At 67.8% G+C, this 12,591-nt stretch carries 12 protein-coding genes; 7 read left to right on the top strand and 5 right to left on the bottom strand.

All coding sequences use genetic code 11. From position 1 onward, the window contains the following. Positions 1 to 13: 13 nt before the first annotated feature. The 4 genes from ACK8OR_RS11405 (at position 14) to ACK8OR_RS11390 (ending at position 4,101) form a co-directional block, all read left to right on the top strand. Entirely contained in the window at positions 14 to 1,126 is a 1,113-nt protein-coding gene (locus tag ACK8OR_RS11405) for an S-(hydroxymethyl)glutathione dehydrogenase/class III alcohol dehydrogenase (protein ID WP_410189509.1), read from the top strand. Positions 1,127 to 1,211: 85 nt separating this feature from the next. After that, the gene (locus tag ACK8OR_RS11400; protein ID WP_410189508.1) at positions 1,212 to 1,919 is read left to right on the top strand and encodes an NYN domain-containing protein; all 708 of its coding nucleotides are present in this window, start codon (positions 1,212 to 1,214) and stop codon (positions 1,917 to 1,919) included. Between the two features lie 118 nt (positions 1,920 to 2,037). Further along, on the top strand, positions 2,038 to 3,141 hold the full coding sequence (aroC, locus tag ACK8OR_RS11395) for a chorismate synthase (protein WP_410189507.1): 1,104 nt from the start codon (positions 2,038 to 2,040) through the stop codon (positions 3,139 to 3,141). Positions 3,142 to 3,216: 75 nt separating this feature from the next. Further along, positions 3,217 to 4,101, top strand: a complete 885-nt coding sequence (locus ACK8OR_RS11390; protein ID WP_410189506.1) for a hypothetical protein — start codon at positions 3,217 to 3,219, stop codon at positions 4,099 to 4,101. Here the strand turns inward: ACK8OR_RS11390 and ACK8OR_RS11385 are convergent. The 4 genes from ACK8OR_RS11385 to ACK8OR_RS11370 all read right to left on the bottom strand — a co-directional run bounded on the left by ACK8OR_RS11385 (position 4,098) and on the right by ACK8OR_RS11370 (position 8,777). Beyond that, a complete protein-coding gene (locus tag ACK8OR_RS11385; protein ID WP_410189505.1) occupies positions 4,098 to 4,967 on the bottom strand; it encodes a DMT family transporter in 870 nt (289 codons plus the stop codon). The two genes, ACK8OR_RS11390 and ACK8OR_RS11385, sit on opposite strands and share 4 nt — an antisense overlap. 126 nt (positions 4,968 to 5,093) lie before the next feature. After that, the gene (locus ACK8OR_RS11380; protein ID WP_410189504.1) at positions 5,094 to 5,384 is read right to left on the bottom strand and encodes an HU family DNA-binding protein; all 291 of its coding nucleotides are present in this window, start codon (positions 5,382 to 5,384) and stop codon (positions 5,094 to 5,096) included. Positions 5,385 to 5,502: 118 nt separating this feature from the next. Further along, positions 5,503 to 6,984 (bottom strand): AMP nucleosidase, encoded by a 1,482-nt coding sequence (locus ACK8OR_RS11375; protein ID WP_410189503.1) that lies wholly within the window; start codon positions 6,982 to 6,984, stop codon positions 5,503 to 5,505. After that, on the bottom strand, positions 6,981 to 8,777 hold the full coding sequence (locus ACK8OR_RS11370; protein ID WP_410189502.1) for an adenine deaminase: 1,797 nt from the start codon (positions 8,775 to 8,777) through the stop codon (positions 6,981 to 6,983). The genes ACK8OR_RS11375 and ACK8OR_RS11370 overlap by 4 nt, the downstream gene beginning before the upstream one ends. A gap of 63 nt (positions 8,778 to 8,840) precedes the next feature. On the opposite strand from ACK8OR_RS11370, the gene ACK8OR_RS11365 reads away from it, so the two are divergent. Then, positions 8,841 to 9,806 (top strand): DNA topoisomerase IB, encoded by a 966-nt coding sequence (locus tag ACK8OR_RS11365; protein WP_410189501.1) that lies wholly within the window; start codon positions 8,841 to 8,843, stop codon positions 9,804 to 9,806. 18 nt (positions 9,807 to 9,824) lie between these two features. Here the strand turns inward: ACK8OR_RS11365 and ACK8OR_RS11360 are convergent, their stop codons facing one another. After that, positions 9,825 to 11,000: a HupE/UreJ family protein gene (locus tag ACK8OR_RS11360; RefSeq protein WP_410189500.1), complete on the bottom strand. Its 1,176-nt coding sequence runs from the start codon at positions 10,998 to 11,000 to the stop codon at positions 9,825 to 9,827. On the opposite strand from ACK8OR_RS11360, the gene ACK8OR_RS11355 reads away from it, so the two are divergent. Both ACK8OR_RS11355 and leuD read left to right on the top strand, forming a co-directional pair. Next, entirely contained in the window at positions 10,999 to 11,808 is an 810-nt protein-coding gene (locus ACK8OR_RS11355; RefSeq protein WP_410189499.1) for a DUF4198 domain-containing protein, read from the top strand. The two genes, ACK8OR_RS11360 and ACK8OR_RS11355, sit on opposite strands and share 2 nt — an antisense overlap. Before the next feature lie 28 nt (positions 11,809 to 11,836). Continuing rightward, positions 11,837 to 12,442, top strand: a complete 606-nt coding sequence (leuD, locus tag ACK8OR_RS11350) for a 3-isopropylmalate dehydratase small subunit (protein WP_410189895.1) — start codon at positions 11,837 to 11,839, stop codon at positions 12,440 to 12,442. The last annotated feature ends 149 nt before the right edge of the window (positions 12,443 to 12,591 follow it).

The raw sequence follows: 12,591 nt of genomic DNA, 5'->3' as shown, positions 1-12,591 counted from the left end.
GAGGGGAATTCCAATGCGCACGAAAGCCGCCGTCGCCATCGCCGCGGGCCAGCCGCTCGAGATCATGGACGTCAATCTGGACGGCCCCCGCGAGGGCGAGGTGCTGGTCGAGATCAAGGCGACCGGCATCTGCCATACCGACGAATTCACCCTGTCCGGTGCCGATCCCGAGGGGCTGTTCCCGGCGATCCTGGGCCATGAGGGCGCGGGCGTGGTGGTCGATGTCGGCCCCGGCGTCACCTCGCTCAGGAAGGGCGATCACGTCATCCCGCTCTACACGCCGGAATGCCGGACTTGCGAATACTGCCTGAACCCGAAGACCAATCTCTGCCAGCGCGTGCGCGCGACGCAAGGCCAAGGCCTGATGCCCGACGGCACCTCGCGTTTCTCGACGCTCGATGGCGATCCGATCCTGCACTACATGGGCTGCTCGACCTTCGCCAATCACACCGTGCTGCCCGAGATCGCGCTGGCCAAGGTTCGCGAGGACGCGCCCTTCGACAAGATCTGCTATATCGGCTGCGGCGTCACCACCGGCATCGGCGCCGTCATCAACACCGCCAAGGTCGAGATCGGCTCGACGGCCATCGTCTTCGGCCTGGGCGGCATCGGCCTGAACGTAATCCAGGGCTTGCGACTGGCGGGCGCCGACCAGATCGTCGGCGTCGACCTCAATGCCGACAAGAAGCCGATGGCCGAGCGCTTCGGGATGACCGATTTCGTGAACCCCAAGGACATCGAAGGCGATCTCGTGGCGCATCTGGTCGAGCTGACCGGCGGCGGCGCGGACTACACCTTCGACGCGACGGGCAACGTGCAGGTCATGCGCACCGCGCTGGAATCGGCGCATAAGGGTTGGGGCGAGAGCGTCATCATCGGCGTCGCGCCCGCGGGGGCCGAGATCTCGACCCGGCCCTTCCAGCTTGTCACGGGCCGTGTCTGGCGCGGCACGGCGTTCGGCGGGGCACGCGGCCGGACGGACGTGCCGAAGATCGTCGACTGGTACATGGACGGAAAGATCGAGATCGACCCGATGATCACCCACACGATGCCCCTGTCTGATATCAACAAGGGCTTCGACCTGATGCATGCGGGCGAGAGCATCCGCAGCGTCGTGGTGTACTGATCCGCCCGACCCGGGCTAGGTGACCGGACGACGGGGCCCGGTCCCGACCGCCCGATACCCGTCCGTCCGACACAAGGAATTCCACATGCCTTCGCGCGACCGCCCGCTCTATGCCGTCCTGATCGACGCCGACAACATTCCCGCCAAATACGCCTCGGCCGTGATGAAGGAGATCGCGGGACTGGGCGAGCCGGGGCTGCGGCGCGTCTATGGCGACTGGTCGAGCGGCCAGTTGCGCGGCTGGTCCGACAAGGTGCTGGAGCTGGGCCTCGTCGCGCATCAGGAGACGGCGAACACCAAAGGCAAGAACGCCTCTGATATCGGGCTGGTGATCGATGCGATGGACATCCTGCATGGCGGCCGGTTCGACGGGTTCGTGCTGGTGTCGTCGGACAGCGACTTCACCCGGCTCGCCTCCCGCATTCGCGAAGAGGGGCTCGACGTGATCGGCATCGGCGAGGGCAAGGCGCCCGAGAGCCTGCGCAACGTCTGCAACCGCTTCATCCTGATCGAGAACCTCGTCGACGACGTCCCCGAGCAGGATGGCGGCCGGAAGCCGTCGAAGCGCAAGGCTCAGGATGCGCTGCCGCTGATCCTCAAGGCGATGGAGCGGATGGACCAGGACGACGACTGGTACGCGCTGGGTGCGATCGGCTCGCAGATCGTCGCCGCCCTGCCCGATTTCGACACGCGGACCTACGGCAAGCGGAAGCTCTCGGACCTCGTGGGCGAGATCAAGCGGCTGGAGACGCGCAAGGAGGGCACGCAGCTCATGGTCCGTCGCGTCGATTGACGGCAAGGCCGGGGGACGCCCCCCGGACCCCCGGCGGCGTCGGCGCGCGTCGGCCGCACAGTCTCGCCTTGCCCGGTCGGGGTGCGCTGGCTAGACCCCCGACCCGAGGAGAGCACCCATGTCCCTGAACACCTTCGGCCACCTGTTCCGCGTCACGACCTGGGGCGAGAGCCATGGCCCCGCGCTTGGGGCCACGGTCGACGGCTGCCCGCCGGGCGTGGCCGTGCGGGCCGAGGAGCTCCAGGTCTGGATGGATGCGCGCAAGCCCGGCCAGTCGAAGCACACCACGCAGCGAAGAGAGGCGGATGCCGTCGAGATCCTCTCGGGGGTGTTCGAAGGCGTCAGCACGGGGACGCCGATCCAGCTGATGATCCGCAACACCGACCAGCGGTCAAAGGATTACGGCGAGATCGCCGAGAAGTTCCGGCCGGGCCACGCCGACATCACCTACTGGCAGAAATACGGCGTGCGCGATTATCGCGGCGGCGGGCGCAGCAGCGCGCGCGAGACGGCGGCGCGGGTCGCCGCTGGTGGCGTTGCGCGTGCGGCGCTGGCGGCGCTGGCGCCCGACCTTCGGGTCACCAGCTATATGACGGCGATGGGGCCGGTCGATATCGACCGCGCGCGGTTCGACTGGGACGAGATCGCGCGCAACGATTTCTGGTGTCCCGATCCGGTGGCCGCGGCGGAGATGGCCGACCATCTCGACTGGCTGCGAAAGGACGACCACAATTCGGTCGGTGCGATCATCGAATGCGTCGCGCGGGGCATGCCCGCGGGTCTCGGGGCACCGGTCTACGGCAAGCTCGACACCGATCTCGCGGCGGCGATGATGTCGATCAACGCCGTGAAGGGCGTCGAGATCGGCGAGGGGATGCAGGCCGCGCGCTTGACCGGGCGCGACAATGCCGACGAGATTTCCATGGGGCCGGACGGACCGGCCTACAGCTCGAACCATGCGGGCGGCGTCCTCGGCGGAATCAGCACCGGGCAGGACGTCGTCGTCCGATTCGCCGTCAAGCCGACCTCGTCGATCCTGTCGGAGAGGCGGACGATCACGAAGTCCGGCGAGGACACGATCATCGTCACCAAGGGCCGGCACGACCCCTGCGTCGGCATCCGGGCGGTGCCCGTGGCCGAGGCGATGATGGCCTGTGTCCTGCTCGACCATCTGCTTCTGCACCGCGGTCAGGTGGGCGATGCGGGCGGCCGGATCGGCTGAGTTCCGCCCCCCGCTTTTGAATAACATCAGGCGCATGCGATCATTCGGCGATGCAATCGCTGTCGGAGATCTTCCATGCGTGTCGTCTTTCTTCTTCTAGCTGCCCTGATCCTTCTGCCGGCGCCGGTCCGGGCCTCCGAGATCGACCGCGGGCGGGCCGCGGCGCAGATCTATGCCGACCTCGGCGATGCGCGCCGCGCCGGGTGGAAGCGCTTCGGCGGGCCCGCGTCGTTGATGGGGCAGCACTACTTCCTGCCCACGCGGGCCGACCTCGTGAACGGCCAGCCGCTCGACCCGGCTCGGCCGAGCAACCTGCTTTACGCCAAGATCGGCGGGCGGGAGGTGCTGGTCGGCGCGGCCTATAACTACCGGCTGGCGGCGGGCGAGATGCTGCCTGCCGGCTTCGCGGGCGCGCGCGATGTCTGGCACGTCCACGACGTCGCGCGGTTCACCGCGAACGTCACGCTCGACCGGCCGCTTCTCCGTTGGGCGGCGGCGCGGTTCGTGGCACCTGAATTCGTCGGCCCCGATGGCGTCGCGCGCGACCGGCTGGCCATGGTGCATCTCTGGACGATTCCCAATCCCGACGGCCCCTTCGCCAGCCACAACCGAGCGCTTGCCTATCTGCAGTTGGGCCTTCCGACCGAATGGGCCTTGGGGGCATCGAAAGACGCGGCGCGCGGTCTTGCGCTTGCAGCCGAAGACGGCTGCGCGGTGGAGATCGACACCGATGCCTGGATCGCGAACCTCTCGCGGGCGACGAAACGGCGGCTGCACTCGGCCTGTCGCCAGGCGGTGGACTTCATGCGCCCGCGTCTCGGCTCGAAGTCGAGCGCCAACGCGGCGGGCGAGGCGGCGTGGACGGGGTTCAGCCGGGTCCGCGACGAGGCGCTGACCCCGGCGCAAAAGCTGCGGATCGCGTCGATCGTGGATGACGGGCCGGGATTGCTCTGCCGCTAGGCCCGGCGCAGGCGGCTGAGTTGCACCGCGAGGATGCCGAAGGTCACGATCAGGACGCCGACGATGTCGAGGGGTCCGAGCTGCTCGGACAGAAGCGACCAAGCGATGACCACGCCGAAGAACGGGTTGAGAAAGTGGAAGGTCGCGGCGGGTGTGGCCCCGATGCGCGCGACGAGGAGGAACCAGATGAACGTCGCCGCGAGGCCGGGGACCAGCGTCGTGTAGGCGAAGGCGGCGACCAGAACGGGAGACCACGTCACGTCCCACGTCTCGAGCGCGAGGCCCACGGGTAGGAGCGCCAGCGAGCCCACGATCATCTGGAGACCGACGACCATCATCAGGTTGCCACCGCCCGAGGCGCCCCGGACCGATAGGGTGGCGACCGTCAGTGCGACCACGCCGAGGACGCAGAGCGCGATGCCCGTGAGGTCGGCGCCGCCCTGAAGGCGCGTGCCCATGATCAGGACGACGCCGAACGTGCCCCCGAGGAGGCCCATGACGCCCAGAAGGCGGGTTCCTTCGCGAAAGATCACCCAGTTTGCCAGCGCCACGAGGAGCGGCAGCGCCGAGGCGATGATGGCGGCCAGCGACGCCTCGATCCATTGCATCGCGACGAAATTGAGCCCGAGATAGAGCGCGTTCTGGCAGATGCCGAAGATCACCACCGCGCGCCATTGCGCCGCCGTCAGGCGCATCCGCTGGCCCATGAGGTAGGCCAGCGCGATCCCGAGGACGCCCGAGATCGCGAAGCGCAGCGACAGCGACAGGAGCGGTGGCGCCTCGGCCACGATGATCCGCGCCGAGGTGAAGGCCGAGGACCACATCAGCGCGAAGGCGAGGCCGTAGAGAAGGGCGCGAAGGTCCATGCCCCGCGTCAGACCGCATTCGCGCGGGGCCGACAAGATGTGAGGTGCCTTCGGACGCAAAAGGGGCCGCCCGTGGGCGACCCCCTGGTGATGCGTGTCGTGTCGGGCGGCAGGGCCCGGCCCGGATCAGGCGTTCACGGAATCCTTGAGCGCCTTGGCGATCGTCATCTTCACGACCTTGTCGGCGTCCTTCTTGAACTGCTCGCCCGTGGCGGGGTTGCGGACCATCCGCTCGGGACGCTCGCGGCACATGATCTTGCCCACGCCGGGAAGGGTGACCGCGCCGCCGTTCGAGACCTCGTCGGTGATGATGCCGGTGATGGCGTCAAGAGCACCGGAGGCGGTCTTCTTGTCGGTGTCCATCTTCTCGGCGAGCGCAGCGACGAGCTGCGTCTTGGTCATCGGTTTGGTTGCCATCTTGAGGCTCTCCCTATTTCCCAGGTGGGCGTTGTTGTGGGGGGACCATAACCCTCCCGCGCACCCCGTCACAAGAACGTGTGTGGTCCGATCTCCTGCAAAACAGGGGTTTTCCGCCTTAGAGGAAGGCGGTTTCCTCGAAGGAGCGCAGCTTTCGGCTGTGCAGGCGGGCCAGCGGCATCTCGCGGAGCGCCTCCATCGCGCGAATCCCGATCAGGAGGTGACGGCTGACCTGCGTCTTGTAGAAGGCCGACGCCATGCCCGGCAGCTTCAGCTCGCCATGGAGCGGCTTGTCCGAGACGCAAAGAAGCGTACCGTAGGGGACGCGGAAACGAAAACCGTTGGCCGCGATCGTGGCACTTTCCATGTCGAGCGCAACGGCCCGCGACTGGCTGAGTCGCTGGACGGGGCCCGCCTGCTCGCGCAGCTCCCAGTTGCGGTTGTCGATCGTGGCCACCGTACCTGTTCGCATCAGCCGCTTGAGGTCGTATCCCTCGAGCTGCGTCACCTCGGCCACGGCGTCCTCGAGCGCGACCTGCACCTCGGCCAGCGCCGGGATCGGCACCCAGACCGGCAGGTCGTCATCAAGGACGTGATCTTCGCGCAGATAGGCATGCGCCAGCACGAAATCGCCGAGCGACTGGCTGTTCCGCAGCCCCGCGCAATGCCCGACCATCAGCCAGACATGGGGGCGCAGCACCGCGATATGGTCGGTTGCGGTCTTCGCGTTGGACGGCCCGACGCCGATATTGACCAGTGAAATGCCCGCCTGCCCCTCGCGCGTCAGGTGATAGGTCGGCATCTGCGGCATCTTCGGCGGATCGACCATCGGCGCGTCGGGATCGGCGGCCGTGATCCGCTGGCCCATCGGGCCGACCAGCTCGGTATAGCCCGAGGCGGGGTCGCGCAGCGCCTTGCGCCCGTAGGCGAGGAACTCGTCTACATAGAATTGGTAGTTGGTGAAAAGGACGTGGTTCTGGAAGTCCTCGGGTGCGGTCGCGGTGTAATGGGCCAGCCGCGCCAGCGAATAATCGACCCTCTGGGCGGTGAACGGCGCGAGCGGGCGGGCGCCGTCGTCGAAGGTGAAGCCGGTGCCGTTCACGATGGAGTCGTTCGTCGTCTCGAGGTCGGGCACGTCGAAGACGTCGCGCATCAGGAAGGGCAGCACGCCGTCCTGCGGGACGTTCACCTCGGAATCGTTGAGCACCGCGAAGTGGATCGGGATCGCCGTCTCCGACCACCCGACCGAGACGGGCACGTCATGGGAGGTCATCAGAAGGTCGATCTGCTGCGTCAGGTAATGCGCGAAGAGGTCGGGCCGGGTGATCGTCGCCGCATAGCGCCCCGGCTCGGCGACATGCCCGAAGGACAGGCGGCTGTCGGTGCGGCCGAAGCTGGTCGTGACGATGCGGATCTCGGGGTAATAGGCACGGTAGCGGCAGTCGGGCATGCCCTCGGACACCGCCTTCTGGAACATCTCCCGCAGGTACTGCGTCGCTTCGTCGTAGAGGTCGCGCAGACGGGCGACGGCGGCGGCGGCATCGCTGAATTCGCGATGCGCGCGGTCGTCGGGGGTACAGATTCGGGTCAGGTCGTTCATGCGGTCTCGATAAGGTCGGTCAGTTGAAATTGCGTGACATCCACGAGGCCCAGATCGCTGATCCGAAGCTCGGGGATGACGACGAGTGCGAGCAGCGAATGCTGCATGTAGGCGTTGTTCAGGGTGCAACCCGCGTCGCGCATGGCTTGCATCAGCGCGTCGGCGCTGGCGGCCACTTCGGCGGCGGGGCGGTCCGACATCAGGCCCGCGATCGGCAGTTCGACCAGCGCGCGCTCGGTGCCGTCGGCAAATAGCGTCACGCCGCCGCCCACCTCGGCCAGACGGTTGGCCGCCCGCGCCATCTCGTCGGGGTCGGTGCCGACGACGATCATGTGGTGGCTGTCATGGGCCACGGTCGACGCCATCGCCATGCGGCCCGCATATCCGAAGCCCGACACGAGCGCGTTGGTCATGCCGCCCGTCGCGCGGTGCCGCTCGACCAGCGCGATGCGGCAGGTGTCGCCCTCGGGCGCGAGGGCCCCGTCCACCACCGGGACGGTTCGGGTCAGCGCCTTGGTCGGGGCCTGGTTCTCGACCACGCCGATCACGCGGGCAGTCACCTCGTTCGCGCCCGCGGGCGCGGGGATCGCGAAATCCTCCGCCGTCAGGTCGCGCTTCATGTTCACCGTGGACCGCGCGTCGTCGGGCCAGTCGAGATGGGGGCATTCGGCGATCAGGACACCGTCCTTCGCGACCGTCTGTCCAAGCGCGATCACATGCTCGATCGGCAGATCGATCAGGTCCGGGGTCAGGATCAGGTCCGCCCGGCGCCCCGGCGTGATCGACCCCAGCTCGCGCTCAAGTCCGAAATGCGTCGCGGTGTTAATCGTGCACATCTGAAGCGCCACCAGGGCGTCGCAGCCGCATGCGATCGTATGGCGCAGCACGCGGTCCATATGCCCGTCATTCACCAGCGTCGCGGCCATGCAATCGTCGGTGCAGAGGATAAAATTACGCGGATCGAGGCCTTTCTCGGTGACGGCGGTGATCTGCGTCTCGACGTCGTACCAGGCGCTGCCCAGCCGCATCATCGAGCGCATCCCCTGACGGACGCGGGCGATGGCATCGGCCTCGCAGGTGCCCTCGTGGTCGTCGGCGGGGCCGCCCGCGGCATAGGCGTGGAAGGCGGGGCCGAGATCGGGCGAGGCGTAGTGCCCGCCGATGGTCTTGCCCGCTGCCGCGGTCGCCGCCATTTCGGCCAGCATCTTCGGGTCGCCTTGGGCCACGCCGGGGAAATTCATCATCTCGCCCAGCCCGACGATGCCGGGCCATGTCATCGCCTCGGCCACGTCCTCGGGCCCGATCTCGTGGCCCGTCGTCTCGAGCCCCGGGGCCGAGGGCGCGCAGGAGGGCATCTGCACGAACATCGAGCACGGCTGCATCCGCGCCTCGTCGTGCATCAGCCGCACGCCGCGCAGACCTAGAACATTGGCGATCTCGTGCGGATCGGTGAACATGGCGGTGGTGCCATGGGGGATCACGGCGGCGGCGAACTCGGCCGGCGTCAGCATCCCGGATTCGACGTGCATATGCGCGTCGCACAGACCGGGGATCACGTAGCGCCCGCCCGCGTCGATCACCTCGGTCTCGGGACCGATGCAATGGCTCGCATCCGGGCCGACATAGGCGAAGCGGCCGCGCGCGATGGCGACCTGCCAGTCGAGGATCTCGCGGGTATGGACACTCACGACGCGACCGCCCGTGACGACGGTGTCGGCATGCTGCCGCCCGGCGGCGACGGCGATCAGATCGGCGGCCGCCTCGGGCCAGGTCGGGAGGGTCTCGGGTGTCATGGCGCAGGGTGTCATGGCGATGGGAGGCGTGCAACCGGGCGGGCCCGTCCTGCGTTGGGCGGGATGCAACACCCCGATCTCATCTACTATCCCGACGACCGGCCCGGAATTTCCCGGCGTCGCGCGGGCAGGGGCTGGAGCTATCGCGCGCCCGACGGGACGACCATCGACGACAATGGGGAGCGCAAGCGGATCGAGGCGCTCGCCGTGCCCCCGGCCTATTCCGACGTCTGGATCAGCCCGCGCAAGCGGGGCCACCTGCAGGCGACCGGATATGACGACCGCGCGCGCAAGCAGTATCGCTACCATCCCCACTGGTCCGAGATGCGCGCAGCCGCCAAGTTCGACGAGCTTCCTGCCTTCGGTGAGGCCCTGCCGCGTCTCCGCCGTCGCGTCGCGGATGCGCTGGGCGGCGAGGCGGGCGAGCGGGACTTCGCCATCGCCGCCGTGCTGCGCCTGATCGACCGCACCTCGATCCGTATCGGCACGGACATCTACCGGACCGAGAACGGGACCGAGGGGGCGACGACGCTCCGGTCGCGCAACCTGACGATGACGGATCGTGGCGTGCGGCTGGACTGGCGCGCCAAGGGCGGCAAGCGGGTGCGCCGACAGATCGGCGACCGGACGCTGAACCGCGCGCTTCATGCGCTGGACGACCTGCCGGGCGCACCGGTCTTCGAATGGATCGACGGCACCGAACGGCGCGAGGTCCATGCCGATCAGGTCAACGATTGGCTGCGCGATGCCGCGGGCCTCGACACCGCGACGGCCAAGACCTTCCGGACGTGGAACGGCTCGGTCGCCGCCCTCGCGGTGGCGCAGGCGACGGGCGAAGGCGTCACCATCAAGGCGATGTCGGAAGCTGCGGCCGAGATGCTGCACAACACGCCGACGATCGCGCGCAACAGCTACGTCCATCCGCAGGTCATCGCGCTGTCCGAGACGTGGCGTGACGTCAGCGCGCCGGACACGCCGACTGGTTTGCGACAGGCGGAACGCGCGCTGCTGGCGCTTCTGGGCGGCTAACGGTCCCGCGCCGCCCGCTCAGGTCAGGTAGGGGACATCTCCGAGAACGCCGATACGGTTCAGCACCCAGTATAGACCGATCGCCGCGATGACGATCGACCCCGGCACCGCGATCACCCGGCGATACCACGGCTTGCCGCCGAACCACGCGCCGACCAGCAGGAAGGCGATCGCGATCACGGTAAGCTGCCCGATCTCGACGCCGATATTGAATGCGATCAGCGAGGCGACCAGCGTCGCGGGCGCCATCCCGGCCTCGGCGAAGACCGACGCGAAGCCCAGCCCGTGCAGGAGACCGAACCCGAAGACCACGGCAATCCGGCCCCACGTGATCGTCCGCCGGCCCCCGGCCCATATGTTCTCGACGGCGACCCAGACGATCGAGGCCGCGATCACCGCCTCGACCGCCCACATCTGTGACGGCGGGATGGTGACGACGCCCAGCACCGCCAATGCCAGCGTGACGGTGTGCGCGACCGTGAAGGACGTCACCTGCCAGAGCAGCGGTCGCCACGCGAGCGCGTAGAAGAAGAGGCCCAGCACGAAGAGGATGTGGTCGAGTCCCGCCGGGATGATGTGCTCGAACCCCACGACGACGTTGCGCAGGAAGCTCTCCCAAACCGGAATTTCGGCCACCCCCGTTCGGGGCAGGGGGTCCGACAGGCTGCCATTGGTCAGGATCGCCTCGTAGCTGGCCTCGTCCCCGGTCTGCCGCACGATCACGCTCCCGAGGGCGGCGTCGAAGCCGAAGACGACCGGCGCGTCGCCCCGTGGCAGGTCCGCGGTGAGGGTCAAGACGCTGTCGCGGCGCAGTTCGGGGTCGCCGACGGGCGGGATCTCGGTTTCGGCCAGGGTCAGGGGCAGGTCCGTGCCGTTGACCGACACCGTGATCCGGTCGTCGATCTGTCCCCACGCGTCTGAGAGAGCCGCGCCCAGGGCCTCGGGCGGCAGGGCGCGCAATTCGTCATGCAGGTCCGACAGGGGCGATTCGTTGGTGTCGTCCAGCGCGCCGAGGTCCATACCCGCGATCAAGGGCTCGACGGACGTCCGGAGGGTTATCGTGGCGACGTCGCCCGCGATCTCGACCTCGGCGAAGGACGGCTCGACCTCATGTGCCGCAACCGTGAAAGCCGCGATCATTGACAGCAGGACGGCCAGGGCCACCCTGTGCCCCATCGCCAGGAGATTCGTCATGCCCATCCGCCCCTTGGTTGCCTTCGCGGCATTGTTCATCCTTTGCACCCCGCTTCAAGCGCATGAGTTCTGGATCGAACCGCTGGAGTTCGCGGTGGCCCCCGGCGACCCGGTGACCGCCCGTTTCCACAACGGCGAGGATTTCGCGGGCTCGACGCTCAGCTTCATCCCCAACCGCTCGGCGCGGTTCGACATGATCTCGGGCGAAGAGGTCAGCCCCGTGCCCGCGCGGATCGGCGACAACCCGGCCGTGCAGCTCGACATGGCGCCCGAAGGCCTTCTGATCCTGGTACACGAGACGGCGGACATGTCGCTGGTCTATTCGGAGTGGGAGAAGTTCGTGGCCTTCGCCGAGCACAAGGCCTTCACGCCGCTTCTGGCCGAGCACGACGCCCGCGGCCTGCCGCGCGAGGGGTTCCGGGAGGCCTATCGCCGGTTCGCCAAATCGCTGGTGGCCGTGGGCGACGGGGCCGGATCGGACCGGGCCGTGGGCCTTCGCACCGAGATCGTGGCCGGCGTGAATCCCTATACCGACGACCTTTCGGGCGGCCTTCCCGTGCAGGTGCTGTTCGAGGGTGCGCCCCGGCCGGGCGCGCAGGTCGAGATGTTCGAGCGGGCGCCCGATGGCGGGATCGCGATCACGCTTCATACCGCCGATGCCGAGGGGCGGGCCGTGCTGCCGATGAAGGCCGGGCACGACTACCTCCTCGATTCGGTCGCCGTCCTGCCGCTCGAGCCCGACGCCGAGACAGATCCCGTTTGGCTGACGCTCTGGGCCGCGTTGACCTTCGCCGTGCCGGAGGCGTAAAGCCGGTCGCATCGCCACGGAGGACATGATGGACAAGTTCGAGACCCTGACCGGCATCGCCGCGCCGCTGCCGCTGATCAACATCGACACCGACATGATCATCCCCAAGCAGTTCCTGAAGACGATCAAGCGCTCGGGCCTCGGCGTGAACCTCTTCGACGAGATGCGTTACAACGACGACGGCAGCGAGAACGAGAACTTCGTGCTCAACAAGCCGGCCTACCGGGACGCGGAGATCATCGTGGCGGGCGACAATTTCGGCTGCGGCTCCTCGCGCGAGCATGCACCCTGGGCGCTGCTGGATTTCGGCATACGCGCCGTGATCGCGCCCAGCTTCGCCGACATCTTCTACAACAACTGCTTCAAGAACGGCATCCTGCCCGTCGTGCTCCCGCAGGAGCAGGTCGACGCGCTGATGAAGGACGCCGAGAATGGCGCTAACGCCCGCCTCACCGTCGACCTCGAGTCGCAGACCGTCACCGGCGCCGACGGCACGACCTACGCGTTCGAGGTGGACGCCTTCAAGAAGCACTGCCTCCTCAACGGGTTGGACGATATCGGCCTGACGCAGGAGAAGGCGCCATCGATCGCCGCGTTCGAGGCGCGCATGACGCAGGAGCGTCCCTGGGTCTGACCGGACTGCCTGAACGTCGATCCGTAAGCCGTTGTTCTTGAACGATTGCCGGTACGCTGTCGGCGGAATGATGCCAACGGGACACACAGATTTGCCCAAGTCTTTCCGTTCCCCGTCAGGCGGTTGCGAGGTGAACTTAAACAAGGCAC

This window comes from Jannaschia halovivens, from assembly GCF_046452375.1.
Taxonomy (GTDB): Bacteria; Pseudomonadota; Alphaproteobacteria; order Rhodobacterales; family Rhodobacteraceae; genus Jannaschia; species Jannaschia halovivens.
This window is presented reverse-complemented; position numbering and strand designations above follow the sequence as displayed.

Excerpts from the sequence above, each read along its gene's own strand:
- ACK8OR_RS11405 (WP_410189509.1), top strand. The coding sequence starts at position 14 with ATGCGCACGAAAGCCGCCGTCGCCATCGCCGCGGGCCAGCCGCTCGAG.
- ACK8OR_RS11365 (WP_410189501.1), top strand. The coding sequence starts at position 8,841 with ATGCAACACCCCGATCTCATCTACTATCCCGACGACCGGCCCGGAATT.
- ACK8OR_RS11355 (WP_410189499.1), top strand. The coding sequence starts at position 10,999 with ATGCCCATCCGCCCCTTGGTTGCCTTCGCGGCATTGTTCATCCTTTGC.
- ACK8OR_RS11390 (WP_410189506.1), top strand. The coding sequence starts at position 3,217 with ATGCGTGTCGTCTTTCTTCTTCTAGCTGCCCTGATCCTTCTGCCGGCG.
- ACK8OR_RS11385 (WP_410189505.1), bottom strand. The coding sequence starts at position 4,967 with ATGGACCTTCGCGCCCTTCTCTACGGCCTCGCCTTCGCGCTGATGTGG.
- ACK8OR_RS11380 (WP_410189504.1), bottom strand. The coding sequence starts at position 5,384 with ATGGCAACCAAACCGATGACCAAGACGCAGCTCGTCGCTGCGCTCGCC.
- ACK8OR_RS11360 (WP_410189500.1), bottom strand. The coding sequence starts at position 11,000 with ATGACGAATCTCCTGGCGATGGGGCACAGGGTGGCCCTGGCCGTCCTG.
- ACK8OR_RS11370 (WP_410189502.1), bottom strand. The coding sequence starts at position 8,777 with ATGACACCCGAGACCCTCCCGACCTGGCCCGAGGCGGCCGCCGATCTG.
- leuD (WP_410189895.1), top strand. The coding sequence starts at position 11,837 with ATGGACAAGTTCGAGACCCTGACCGGCATCGCCGCGCCGCTGCCGCTG.
- ACK8OR_RS11400 (WP_410189508.1), top strand. The coding sequence starts at position 1,212 with ATGCCTTCGCGCGACCGCCCGCTCTATGCCGTCCTGATCGACGCCGAC.
- ACK8OR_RS11375 (WP_410189503.1), bottom strand. The coding sequence starts at position 6,984 with ATGAACGACCTGACCCGAATCTGTACCCCCGACGACCGCGCGCATCGC.
- aroC (WP_410189507.1), top strand. The coding sequence starts at position 2,038 with ATGTCCCTGAACACCTTCGGCCACCTGTTCCGCGTCACGACCTGGGGC.